This window comes from Kitasatospora sp. NPDC091276, assembly GCF_040684355.1.
GTDB lineage: Bacteria > Actinomycetota > Actinomycetes > Streptomycetales > Streptomycetaceae > Kitasatospora.
Map to the genome: position 1 here is coordinate 1 of NZ_JBFBFU010000069.1, position 13793 is coordinate 13793.

1 protein-coding gene is annotated in these 13793 nt (G+C 74.0%); it reads right to left on the reverse strand.

Translation table 11 applies throughout. The features are described 5' to 3' along the window. Nucleotides 1-13793: SDR family NAD(P)-dependent oxidoreductase (locus AB0O19_RS38120; RefSeq protein ID WP_363626302.1), on the reverse strand; the 13793-nt coding region annotated here is incomplete at both ends.

The following is a 13793-nucleotide window of genomic DNA, read 5'->3' on the forward strand; positions in this document are numbered from 1 at the left end:
CGCCTCGGCACCGGCCGGCGGCCACACCGAGGCATCGAACACCGCCGGCACCGCGCCCGAGCCCACCACACCACTCGCATGCAGAGTCCAGACCGGCTCCGAGCCGGTGTCCGCCGTGGAGTGGATGCCGATCGCGCGGCGCCCGGAGTCGTCCGGCTCGGCCAGGCGCACCTGGATCCGGACCGATCCGTCCTCGGGCAGGACGAGCGGCGCGGCCAGCGTCAGTTCCTCGACCAGATCACAGCCGACCTCGTCCCCGGCCCTCACCGCCAGCTCGACCAGCGCCGTGCCCGGCACCAGGACCGAACCCATGACGACGTGGTCCGCGAGCCACCCGTGCGACCGGGCCGACAACCGGCCGGTGAACACCAGATCGGCGGTACCGGCCAGTTCGAGCGAGCCGGTGAGCAGCGGGTGCTCGGCGTTCCGGAGCCCGGCGGACTCGGCCGTCGGGAAGAACGCCGATGCGTCCGTCCAGAAGCGGCGGTGCTGGAAGGCGTACGTCGGCAGGGCGACCCGGCGGGCGCCCGTCCCGGCGTGGAAGGCGGACCAGTCCACCGGGACGCCGAGCACGTGCAGGCGTGCCAGCGCCTCGACGACGGTCCGCTCCTCCTCGCGTCCGCGGCGCAGCGCCGGGATCGCTTCGGCCTCGCCGTCGGGCAGCGCGCTCGTGGTGAGGGCGGTGAGGACGGTGTCGGGGCCGAGTTCGAGGAAGCGGCGGACGCCGGCCTCGTGCAGGGTGCGGATGCCGTCGGCGAAGCGGACGGCCTCGCGGACATGACGCACCCAGTACTCGGGCGACGTCAAACCATCGACCAGTGCGCCGGTCAGGTTGGAGACCAACGGGATCGACGGCGCACTGTAGCCCAGCCCGTTGAGAACCGTACGGAAGTCCTCCAACATCGGGTCCATCAGCGGCGAATGGAACGCGTGCGAGACCCGCAGCCGCGTCGTCCTGCGGTCGGCGAAGTGCGCCTCGATCGCCTCGACGGCCTCCTCCGTACCCGAGACGACGATCGAGGTCGGGCCGTTGACGGCGGCGATCGACACGAAGTCCGTGAGCAGCGGCAGGACTTCGTCCTCCGCCGCCTGCACCGCCAGCATCGCGCCACCCGACGGGAGTGCCTGCATCAGACGGCCACGAGCGCTCACCAGCTTGCACGCGTCCTCCAGCGAGAACACCCCGGCCACATGCGCCGCCGCGACCTCACCGACCGAGTGCCCGGCCACGAACTCCGGCCGCACACCCAGAGACTCCACCAACCGGTACAGCGCCACCTCGACCGCGAACAACCCCGCCTGGGCATACTCCGTCCGGTTCAACAGCTCCTCGTCCGCACCCCACACGACATCCCGAACCGAAAGATCCAGAACCCCGCACACCTCGTCGAAAGCCCGAGCGAACACCGCGAACCGGGCATACAACTCCCGCCCCATCCCCAACCGCTGCGACCCCTGCCCCGAGAACAGGAACGCCACCCGCCCGCTGGTCGCGACGCCGGTCGGCGCCTCGCCGTCCGCCACCGCCCGCAGGCCGGCGAGGAGTTGCCCGGCCCCGTCGCCGACCACGGCCGCGCGGTGTTCGAGCGCGGCACGGGTCGTCGCCAGCGAGTACGCGACGTCCACCGGACGGGCGTCGTCAATGGCCGCAACCAGCCGCTCGGCCTGCGCGCGCAGGGCCTCCGGGGACGTGGCGGACAGCAGCCACGGCACGACCCCCGGTTCGGCCTCCGGCACCTCCGTGGGCTGGGTCGCCGCCGGGGCCTCCTCGATGATCACGTGGGCGTTGGTGCCGCTGATCCCGAAGGAGGAGACGCCGGCGCGGCGCGGACGCTCGCCCGGGGCCCACGGGCGGGGCTCGGTCAGGAGCCGGACGGCCCCCTCCGACCAGTCCACGTTCGCGCTCGGCTCGTCCACGTGCAGCGTCGACGGCAGCTCGCCGTTGTGCATCGCGAGCACCATCTTGATCACGCCGGCGACACCAGCGGCGGCCTGGGTGTGCCCGATGTTCGACTTGATCGAGCCGAGTAGCAGGGGCCGTTCGCGGTCCTGACCGTACGTCGCAAGCAGCGCCTGGGCCTCGATCGGGTCGCCCAGCGTCGTCCCGGTCCCGTGCGCCTCGACCACGTCGACCTGGTCGGCGCCGAGTCGGGCGTTGGCGAGCGCCTGCCGGATCACCCGCTGCTGCGACGGACCGTTCGGCGCCGTCAGGCCGTTCGACGCGCCGTCCTGGTTCACCGCGCTGCCGCGCACGAGCGCGAGCACCGGGTGCCCGTTGCGCAACGCGTCCGACAGCCTCTCGACGACCAGGAAGCCCGCGCCCTCGGCGAAACCCGTGCCGTCGGCCGCGGTCGCGAACGACTTGCACCGCCCGTCGGGGGCGAGCGCGCCCTGGCGGCCGAACTCGGCGAACACCCCCGGCGTGGCCATGACCGTCACGCCGCCGGTGATCGCGAGCGAGCAGTCGCCCTGGCGCAGCGCCTGGGCGGCCAGGTGCAGGGCGACCAGGGAGGACGAGCAGGCGGTGTCCACCGCGACAGCCGGGCCCTCCAGACCGAGCTTGTACGAGACGCGGCCGGCCACGACGCTGCCGTTGCCGTCACTGCCCGGGTAGTCGTGGTACATCACGCCGGTGAAGACGCCGGTGCGGGTGCCGCGCAGGCCGCTCGGGTCGATGCCGGCCCGCTCCAGCGCCTCCCAGGAGAGCTCCAGCGTGAGCCGCTGCTGCGGGTCCATCGCCAGGGCCTCGCGCGGGGAGATCCCGAAGAAGCCGGGGTCGAACTCGGCGGCGCCGTCGAGGAATCCGCCCGCGCGGGTGTAGTACGAGTCCTCGGTGCGGAGCGTCGAGAGGTCCCAGCCGCGGTCGGTGGGGAACGGGGAGATCGCGTCCGCGCCGGACGTCACCAGCTGCCAGAGCTCCTCGGGCGTGGTCACCCCGCCCGGGTAGCGGCAGGCCATGCCGACGATCGCGATCGGGTCGTGGCGGACCTCGGCCGCCGCCGCGATGTCCGCTGCCTCGTCGACACGAACGACGCGGTCGTCGGCCAGGTCGAGCAGGGCATCGACCAAGCCCGCGTCACGGAGCCGCCGGGTCGGGATCGACTGCAGCGCGGCCCGCAGGTCGGCCTCGGCGCGGGACGCCTCGCCGCTGGCGGCGGTCCGCACGCCCAGCTCGGTGACGATGAGGTCCGTCACGGCCTCGGCGTTCGGGTGGTCGAAGGCGAGGGTGGCGGGCAGGCGCAGGCCGGTGAGCGTGTTGAGCTGGTTGCGCAGGTCGGTCGCGGCCAGGGAGTCGAAGCCGAGCTCCTGGAACGCGCGCTCCGGCTCGATCGCGTCGCCCGACTCGTGGCCGAGCAGCCCCGCCACCCGGGCCAGGACGAGGTCGAGGACCGTCCGCCGCTGCTCCGCCTCCGTCAGCCCGGCGAGCCGCGCGGCGAGACCCTCGGCCGGTGCGGCCGACGCCGAAGCGTGGGCCGCCGTGCGGCGGGCGGCCGGGACGAGACCGCGCAGGAGCGCGGGGAGCTCGTCGGTGCGGGCCCGCAGGGCGCCCGCGTCGACCCGGATCGGGACGACGGTGGCACGCTCGCTGCGCAGACCGGCGGCGAACAGCGCCAGACCCGCCTCGCGGGTGAGCGGCGGGACGCCCTGGGCGGCCATGCGGTTGCGGTTGAGCTCCAGGAGCTGCTCGCCGAGGCCGGCGCCGACGTCCCACATGCCGTAGGCCATCGAGGTCGCGGGCAGGCCGGCGGAACGGCGGTGGGCTGCGAGGGCGTCGAGGAAGACGTTCGCGGCCGCGTAGTTGCCCTGGCCGGCGGTCAGGACCAGACCACCGGCGGAGGAGAACATCACGAAAGCGGTCAGGTCGAGGTGGCTCGTCAGCTCGTGCAGGTACCACGCGCCGTCGGCCTTCGGCGCCAGCACGGCATCCATACGCCCAGGCGTGAGCGCACCGACCAGACCGTTGTCACCGACACCGGCGGCATGGACCACGGCCGACAAACCCGGGATCCCGGCGATCAGACCGGCCACGGCCTCACGGTCCGCCATGTCACACACACGAACCTCGACGGCAGCACCGAGAGCGGACAGCTCCGCCACCAGCTCCACCGTTCCCGGCGCCTCCAGACCGCGACGACTCGCCAGCACCAGACTACGAACGCCACACTCGGACACCAGGTAGCGGGCCACCACGGCCCCCAGGCCACCCGTACCACCCGTGACCAGCACCCTGTCGCCCGCGCCCACCGGCAGCGAACCCTCCGGCTGCGGGAGCCGGCTCAGACGCGGAACATAGACGGCCCCGGCGCGCACGGCCGACTCCGGCTCGGACGTGACGACCACTTCCCCGTCCGTGTCCACCAGGACGAAGCGTCCGGGGTTCTCCGCCTGCGCCGCCCGGACCAGACCCCACACCGGAGCCTGCGCCAGATCCACCGGCTCGCCCTCACACACCGCCACCGCACCCCGTGTCACCACCACCAGACACGACGCCGCGAACCGCTCCTCCGCCAGCCACGTCTGGAGGACCTCCAGCACGGCGTGGACGTTCACGCGGACACCGCTCGGGACGTCCTCGGGGCTCACGAAGGCGCCGCAGTCGAGGACGACCACGCCTGGCGCCGCCTCCGAGGACTGCGAGACGTCCTGCCACCGCGCCGAGGCGTCATCCGCAGCAGCCGAGCTGGGCAGCTCCGCCCACTCGATCCCGTACAGCGGGTCGACCGAGCCCAGCTGCTCCGCCGAGACCGCCCGGCTCACCATCGAGGCCACCGTCAGCACCGGGCCGCCCGCCGGGTCGGCGAGGTCGAGCCGCAGCCCGCCATCGCCGAGCCGGACGATCCGCACCCGCACCGCCGAGGCGCCGACGGCGGACAGGGTCACGCCGGTCCACGCGAAGGGGATCATGGTCTCGCGCTCGCCCCCGCCTGCCAGGATCGCGGCGTGCATGGCCGCGTCGAGCAGCGCCGGGTGCACGCCGAAGCCGTCGGCCGCCACACCCTCCGGCAGCGCGACCTCGGCGAACAGCTCGTCGCCGCGCCGCCAGGCCGCACGCAGGCCCTGGAACACCGGCCCGTAGCCGAACCCGGCCTCGGCCATCCGCTCGTACGCGCCCTCCACCGGCAGCGGCTCCGCGCCGACCGGCGGCCACACCTCCGCGTCGAACGATTCCGCCCCGACGGCTCCGGAGACCGCCAGCGAACCGGCCGCGTGCTGGACCCACCCGGCGTCCGGGCCCCCGTCCGCCCGCGAGTGGATCGTGACCACGCGCCGTTCCGAGGCGTCCGGGCCACCGACCCGCACGTGCAGCTGGACGGCGCCGCGCTCGGGCAGGGCCAGCGGTGCGGCCAGCGTCAGTTCCTCCACCAGTTCGCACCCGACCTCGGCCGCGGCCCGCAGCGCGAGCTCGACCAGCGCCGCGCCGGGGACCAGGACGGTGTCCAGGACCTGGTGGTCGGCCAGCCACGGGTGCGAGTCCAGTGACACCCGGCCGGTGAGGAGGAACCCGTCCGTGTGGGAGAGGTCGACGGCCGCGCCGAGCAGCGGGTGCGCGAAGGCACCCACTCCGACCGCGCCCAGGTCGCCGAGCGGGCTCGTCGCGTCGAGCCAGAACCGGCGGTGCTGGAACGCGTAGGTGGGCAGGTCCACCGTCCGGGCGCCGGTACCGGCGAAGAGGACGGACCAGTCCACCTCGGCCCCGGCCGTGTGCAGCCGGCCGAGCGCGCCGACCAGCCGCGCCTCCTCGTCCCGATCCGCGTGCAGGGCGGGCACGACGCACGTACCGGCGGCCGTCGGGTCGTCGAGGACGCCCTGCACCAGGCCGGACAGGACGGTGTCGGGGCCGAGTTCGAGGTAGCGGCGGACGCCGGCCTCGTGCAGGGTGCGGATGCCGTCGGCGAAGCGGACGGCCTCGCGGACGTGGCGCACCCAGTAGTCGGGCGAGGCCAGGCCCTCCGCCGGTTCGCCGGTCAGGTTGGAGACCACCGGGATCGACGGCGCGCTGAAGGTGAGCCCGCTGAGGGCTTCGCGGAAGTCCTCCAGCATCGGGTCCATCAGCGGGGAGTGGAACGCGTGCGAGACCCGCAACCGCGTCGTCCTGCGGTCGGCGAAGTGCGCCTCGATCTCCGCGACGGCTTCTTCCGTCCCCGAGACCACGACCGACGTCGGGCCGTTCACCGCCGCGATCGACACGAACTCGCCCAGCAGCGGCAGGACTTCGTCCTCCGTCGCCTGCACCGCCAGCATCGCGCCACCCGACGGGAGTGCCTGCATCAAACGGCCACGAGCGGACACCAGCGCACAGGCGTCCTCCAGCGAGAACACCCCGGCCACGTGCGCGGCCGCGACCTCACCGATCGAGTGCCCGGCCACGAACTCCGGCCGCACACCCAGGGACTCCACCAGCCGGTACAGCGCCACCTCGACCGCGAACAACCCCGCCTGGGCATACTCCGTCCGGTTCAACAGCTCCTCGTCCACACCCCACACGACATCCCGAACCGGAAGATCCAGAACCCCGCACACCTCGTCGAAAGCCCGAGCGAACACCGCGAACCGGGCATACAACTCCCGCCCCATCCCCAACCGCTGCGACCCCTGCCCCGAGAACAGGAACGCCGTCCCGCCGCCCGACCGGGCGGACGAGGTGGCCGCGCCTGGGGCGAGTTCGCCCCGGCTCAGTGCGTCCAGCCCGGCCAGCAGTTCCTCCCGGTCCGCACCGAGCAGCACCGCGCGGTACTCCAGCGTCGCCCGCGTCTCGACCAGCGAGTGGGCCACGTCCAACGCGTCGAGCTCCGGCCGCGCGCCGACGAAGGTCGCGAGCCGCCCGGCCTGCACCCGCAGGGCCTCCGGCGTCGCCGCGGCGAGCAGCCACGGCAGCGTGCCCGGATCCCGTCCACCAGCGGCAGATGCGACCACCGGCTCGGGGCCCTGCTCCACGATCACGTGCGCATTGGTCCCGCTGATCCCGAAGGCGGACACGCCCGCCCGGCGCGGACGGCCGGTCGCTGGCCAGGCCCTGGCCTCGGCCAGCAGCTCGACCGCGCCCTCCGACCACTCGACGTGCGGCGAGGGCCGGTCGATGTGCAGCGACTTCGGCAGCACGCCGTGCTGCATCGCCAGCACCATCTTGATCACGCCGGCCACGCCGGCCGCCGCCTGCGCGTGCCCGATGTTCGACTTGATCGAGCCCAGCAGCAGCGGCAGTTCGCGGTCCTGGCCGTAGGTGGCGAGCAGGGCCTGCGCCTCGATCGGGTCGCCCAGCGTCGTCCCCGTACCGTGAGCCTCGACGGCGTCCACGTCCGCCGGGGACAGTCCGGCGCTCGCCAGCGCCTGGCGGATCACCCGTTGCTGGGACGGCCCGTTCGGCGCCGAGAAGCCGTTGCTCGCGCCGTCCTGGTTGACGGCCGTGCCGCGGATCACCGCGAGCACCCGGTGCCCGTTCCGCTCCGCGTCGGACAGCCGCTCGACGAGCAGCACCCCGACGCCCTCCGACCAGCCGACGCCGTCCGCCGCGCCAGCGAACGCCTTGCACCGACCGTCCGCGGACAACCCTCGCTGCCGCGAGAACTCGACGAACATGCCCGGCGTCGACATCACCGTCGCGCCGCCCGCGAGGGCAAGCGAGCACTCCCCGGTGCGCAGCGCCTGGACTGCCAGGTGCAGGGCGACCAGGGACGAGGAACAGGCCGTGTCCACGGTCACCGCCGGGCCCTCCAGGCCCAGCGTGTAGGACACGCGGCCGGAGACGACGCTGCCGCCGCTGGTGCCCGAGGGATTCGTGTTGAGCGCGTAGTCGTGGTACATGACGCCCGCGAAGACGCCCGTCCGGCTGCCGCGCAGGGACAGCGGGTCGATGCCCGCCCGCTCCAGCGCCTCCCACGAGGTCTCCAGCAGGAGCCGCTGCTGCGGGTCCATGTAGAGGGCCTCGCGCGGGGAGATCCCGAAGAAGCCGGGGTCGAAGTCGCCGGCGTCGTGCAGGAAGCTGCCGTGGCGGGTGTAGCTGTGCCCCTCCTTGCCGGGCTCGGGGTCGTAGAGGTGCTCGATGTCCCAGCCGCGGTCGGTCGGTAGTCCGGTGACGGTGTCGACGCCGTCCGCCAGCAGCCGCCACAGCTCCTCGGGCGTGGCCGCGCCGCCGGGGTAGCGGCAGGCCATGCCGACGATCGCGATCGGCTCGTCGGAGGTGTGCGGGCGGACGTCGGTGCCGGTCGTCGGCGTCGCCTCCGTGCCCGCGCCGGCCAGGGCGAGGAGGTGCTCCGCGACGGCCCGCGCGTTGGGGAAGTCGAAGGCGAGCGTGGCGGGCAGGCGCAGGCCGGTGCGCTTGTTGAGGCGGTTGCGCAGGTCGGTCGCGGCGAGTGAGTCGAAGCCGAGCTCCTGGAACGCCCGCTCGGGCGCGATCGCCTCGCCGGAGGCGTGGCCGAGGACCGCGGCGACCTCCGTCCGCACGAGCTCCAGTGCCAGACGTCGGCCCTCGCTCCCGGTTGCCCGGGCGAGGCGCGCGGCCAGCCCGGTCCCGGTCGCACGCCCACTCGCGGGCAGCTCGGCGCGCCTGCGCGGCGCGGCGAGGCCGCGCAGCAGCGCGGGGACCTCGTCGGTGCGGGCGCGCAGGGCGGCAGCGTCGACCCGGATCGGGACGACGGCGGCGCGATCGCTGCGCAGCGCGGTGACGAAGAGCGCGAGGCCGGTCGCGCGGTCGAGGACGGGAACGCCCTGGGTGGCCATCCGCGCCCGGTCGACGTCCGCGAGGTCGCGGCCGAGGCCGGCGCCGACGTCCCAGAGGCCGTAGGCCATGGAGGTGGCCGGCAGGCCGGCGGCGCGGCGGTGGGCGGCCAGGGCGTCGAGGAAGACGTTCGCCGCCGCGTAGTTGCCCTGACCAGCGGTCAGGACCAGCCCGCCCGCGGAGGAGAAGAGGACGAACGCGGTCAGGTCGAGGTGGCTCGTCAGCTCGTGCAGGTACCAGGCACCGTCCGCCTTCGGCGCCAGTACGGCGTCCATCCGGTCCGGCGTCAGCGCGCCGACCAGCCCGTTGTCACCCACACCGGCGGCGTGGATCACGGCCGACAGGCCGGGGATCGCGTCGACCAGAGCCGCCACGGACCCGCGGTCCGCCATGTCACACGCCCGGACCTCGACGGCAGCGCCGAGGGCGGACAACTCCGCCACCAGCTCCACCGCACCCGGCGCCTCCGGGCCACGACGGCTCGTCAGCACCACACTCCGCACACCGCACTCGGCGACCAGGTACCGGGCCACGACGGCCCCCAGACCACCCGTGCCACCGGTGATCAGCACCGTGTCGCCCGCGCCGACCGACAGCGCTCCCTCCGGCTGCGGAAGCCGGCACAGCCGCGGGACGTACACGGCTTCGGCGCGAACGGCCGACTCGGGCTCGGCGGTGACCAGCACCTCGCCGTCCGTGTCCAGCAGACCGAAGCGACCAGGGTTCTCCGCCTGCGCGGCCCGGACCAGACCCCAGATCGGAGCCTGCGCCAGATCCACCGGCTCACCGTCACGCACCGCCACCGCACCCCGCGTCACCACCACCAGACGCGACACCGCGAGCCGCTCCTCCGCCAGCCACGCCTGCACCGCGCGCAGCAGGTACTGCGTCACCTCGCGCACGGCCGCCGGAACGTCGTCGCCCGGGGCAGCCACGGTCGAACAGTCCAGGACGACGATCTCGGGGGCCGGGCCCTCGGCGGGCAGGGCGTCCCAGGCCGTCCATTCCTCACCCGGGGCAGCCGGGAGCTCCGACCACTCCACCGCGTAGAGCGGGTCGGCCGGGCTCAACTGCTCCGCCGAGACCGCCCGCCCCTTCACGGAGGCCACCGTCAGCACGGGGTCACCGGTCGGGTCGGCGAGGTCGAGCCGAAGCCCGCCCCCGTCGAACCGGACCAGGCGCACCCGTACCGCCGAAGCCCCGACGGCGCGCAGCGCAGCGCCCGTCCACGCGAACGGGACCACGGTGTCGTCGCTCCCCGCGTCCACGATCGCGACGTGCAGGGCCGCGTCGAGCAGCGCCGGGTGCACGCCGAAGCCGTCGGCGTCGACGCCCTCGGGGAGCTCGACGTCCGCGAACAGCTCGGCCCCGCGCCGCCAGGCCGCCCGCAGGCCCCGGAAGGCGTGGCCGTAGCCGAACCCGGCCTCGGCCATCCGCTCGTAGGCACCCTCCACGGACAGAGCCTCGGCGTCGGCCGGCGGCCAGACGTCGAAGGCCTCTACATTCCCGACTCCACCAGTGGCCAGCGAACCGGCCGCGTGCTGGACCCATCCGGCGTCCGGGTCCCCGTCCGGCCGGGAGTGGATCGTGAGCTCCCGGCGGCCGGTGGCGTCCGGCGATCCGACGCGGAGCTGGAGCTGGAGCGCACCGTGCTCGGGCAGCACCAGCGGTGCGGCGAGTGTCAGTTCCTCGACCTGCTCGCAGCCCACCTCCGCGGCGGCGCGCAGCGCGAGTTCGAGCAGGCCGGCGCCGGGCACCAGGACCGTACCCTGGACCACGTGGTCGGCCAGCCACGGGAACGCGGCCGTGGAGAGGCGTCCGGTGAGCACCAGCCCGTCCTCGTCGGCCAGTTCGACGGCGGCGCCGAGCATGGGGTGCGTGGTGGCGCCGAGGCCGGCGGACCGGACGTCGCCGCTGCGGGCGGCGAGGGGCGCGGGCCAGAAGCGGCGGCGCTGGAAGGCGTAGGTCGGCAGGTCGACGTGCCCGGCACCGGTGGTGGCGAACAACGCGGTCCAGTCCACCGTGGTGCCGTGGACGTGGAGACGGGCCAGGGCCTCGACGAGGGTGTGCTCCTCGGCCCGGTTGCGGCGGAGCGCCGGGACGGCTTCGGCCTCGCCGTCGGGCAGCGCACTCACGGTGAGCGCGGTGAGGACGGCGTCGGGGCCGAGTTCGAGGAACCGCGTGACGCCCGCGGCCTCCAGCGTGCGGATGCCGTCGGCGAAGCGGACGGCCTCGCGGACATGGCGCACCCAGTAGTCGGGGGTCGTGAGGTCCTCACCGAGGTTGCCGGTGAGGTTGGAGATCACCGGGATCGACGGCGCGCTGAAGGTGAGCCCGCTGAGGGCTTCGCGGAAGTCCTCCAGCATCGGGTCCATCAGCGGGGAGTGGAACGCGTGCGAGACCCGCAACCGCGTCGTCCTGCGGTCGGCGAAGTGCGCCTCGATCTCCGCGACGGCTTCTTCCGTCCCGGAGACGACGACCGAGCGCGGGCCGTTCACGGCGGCGATGGACACGAACTCACCCAGCAACGGCAGGACTTCGCCCTCCGTCGCCTGCACCGCCAGCATCGCGCCGCCGGACGGCAGCGCCTGCATCAACCGACCGCGAGCGGACACCAGCGCGCACGCGTCAGCCAGGCTGAACACCCCGGCCACGTGCGCGGCCGCGATCTCACCGATCGAGTGCCCGGCCACGAACTGCGGCCGCACACCGAGCGATTCGAGCAGCCGGTACAGGGCCACCTCGACGGCGAACAACCCGGCCTGGGCATACGCAGTCTGGTTCAGCAGCTCCTCGTCCGCACCCCACACGACATCCCGAAGCGGCAGCTCCAGCGCGGCGCACACCTCGTCGAAAGCCCGAGCGAACACCGGGAACCGGCCATACAACTCCCGCCCCATCCCCAGCCACTGCGACCCCTGCCCGGAGAAGAGGAACGCGCTCCTGCCCACCGACGCGACCCCTCGGGCCACCTCGGCCCCGTCGACGACCACGGCGCGGTGCGGGAAGAGCGACCGCCCCGCAAGGGTGATCGCCACATCCCCGGAACGGAGTTCACCGAGTCCCGTCAGTCGCGCGAGCTGCGCGTCCAGCGCCGCCTCGGACTTGGCGGACACCACCCAGGGCATCGCCCCCGCCGTCACCGTGGCGTCCTGCACCACGTCAGGCTCGGCCTGCTCCAGGATGACGTGGGCGTTGGTGCCGCTGATCCCGAAGGAGGAGACGCCCGCGCGGCGGGCGTGGCCGGTGGCCGGCCAGTCGGTGCACTCGGTGAGCAGCTCGACGGCGCCCGCCGTCCAGTCCACGTGCGAGGAGGGTGCGTCCACGTGCAGTGTGCGCGGCAGCAGGCCATGCTGCATCGCCAGCACCATCTTGATCACGCCGGCCACACCGGCCGCCGCCTGCGCGTGGCCGATGTTCGACTTGATCGAGCCCAGCAGCAGCGGCAGTTCACGGTCCTGACCGTAGGTCGCCAGCAGGGCCTGCGCCTCGATCGGGTCGCCCAGCGTCGTCCCCGTACCGTGAGCCTCGACGGCGTCGACGTCGGCGGTCGACAGTCCGGCACTCGCCAGCGCCTGCCGGATCACCCGCTGCTGCGACGGACCGTTCGGCGCCGTCAGACCGTTCGACGCACCGTCCTGGTTCACCGCGCTGCCGCGCAGGACCGCCAGCACCCGGTGCCCGTTGCGACGCGCGTCCGACAGCCGTTCCAGCACCACCATGCCGACGCCCTCGCCCCAGCCCACGCCGTCCGCCGCGTCCGCGAACGAACGGCACCGGCCGTCCACCGACAGGCCGCCCTGGCGCGAGAACTCCACGAAGGTGTTCGGTGTCGACATCACCGTCACGCCGCCCGCGAGCGCCAGCGTGCACTCGCCGCCGCGCAGCGCCTGCGCGGCCAGGTGCATCGCCACCAGCGACGACGAGCACGCCGTGTCCACCGTCACCGCCGGACCCTCCAGGCCCAGGGTGTACGAGACGCGGCCCGAGGCCACGCTCCCGGCGCTGCCGCTGCCCTGGTAGCCCTCGAACTCGCCACCGCCGAGCAGGCTCGCGTAGTCCGCGTACATCACGCCCGCGAACACGCCCGTCCGGCTGCCGCGCAGCGACACCGGATCGATGCCGGCCCGCTCGAACGCCTCCCACGACGTCTCCAGCAGCAAGCGCTGCTGCGCGTCCGTCGCCAACGCCTCGCGCGGACTCATCCCGAAGAACTCGTGGTCGAACTCCCCAGCGGCGTGCAGGAATCCGCCGGAGCACGTGGAGGACGTCCCGATGTGCTCCGGGTCCGGGTCGTAGAGGGCCTCGACGTCCCAGCCACGGTTCGCTGGGAAGCCGGAGACCGCGTCCACGCCGTCCGCGACCAACCGCCACAGGTCCTCCGGGGACTCGACGCCACCCGGGTAGCGGCAGGCCATCCCGACGAGCACGATCGGGTCGTCCGACAGCGACGGCAGGGCCTCGGGGACGTCGACGTCGCTCTCCGCCCCGAACAGGCCCTCCAGCAGGAAGGCGGCCAGCGCGCTCGCCGTCGGGTAGTCGAACACGACGGTGGCCGGCAGTGGGAGACCGGTCACCGACTTGAGCCGGTTGCGCAGCTCGACCGCCGTCAGCGAGTCGAAGCCGAGGTCCTGGAACGCCTTCGACGGATCCACCGTCGACCGGCCCTCGTGGCCGAGCACGAGCGCGATCTGATCGCGCACCAGCTCCAGGACGGCCTCACGCCGCCCGTCGCCGCCCAGGCCCGACAGGCGCTGCGCGAGGCCCTTCGTCACGGCCGAAGCGGCGACGACGGCGCGGCGCACGCGGCCCCGCACCAGTCCGCGCAGCAGGGCGGGTACCTCGCCGTGCGCGGCCATCGCCGCCGGGTCGAGGCGGACCGGCAGCACGGCCGGGTGCCCGGTGGCGAGCGCCGCGTCGAAGAGCGCGACGCCCTGGTCCGGGGCAATGGCCGGCAGGCCGAGCCGGGCGATGCGTTCGGCCTCGGTGTCGGTGAGGGTGCCGGTCATGCCGGCCACGCCGGACCAGGGACCCCAGGCGAGCGAGACGGCGGCCAGACCGAGCGAACGACGGTGGA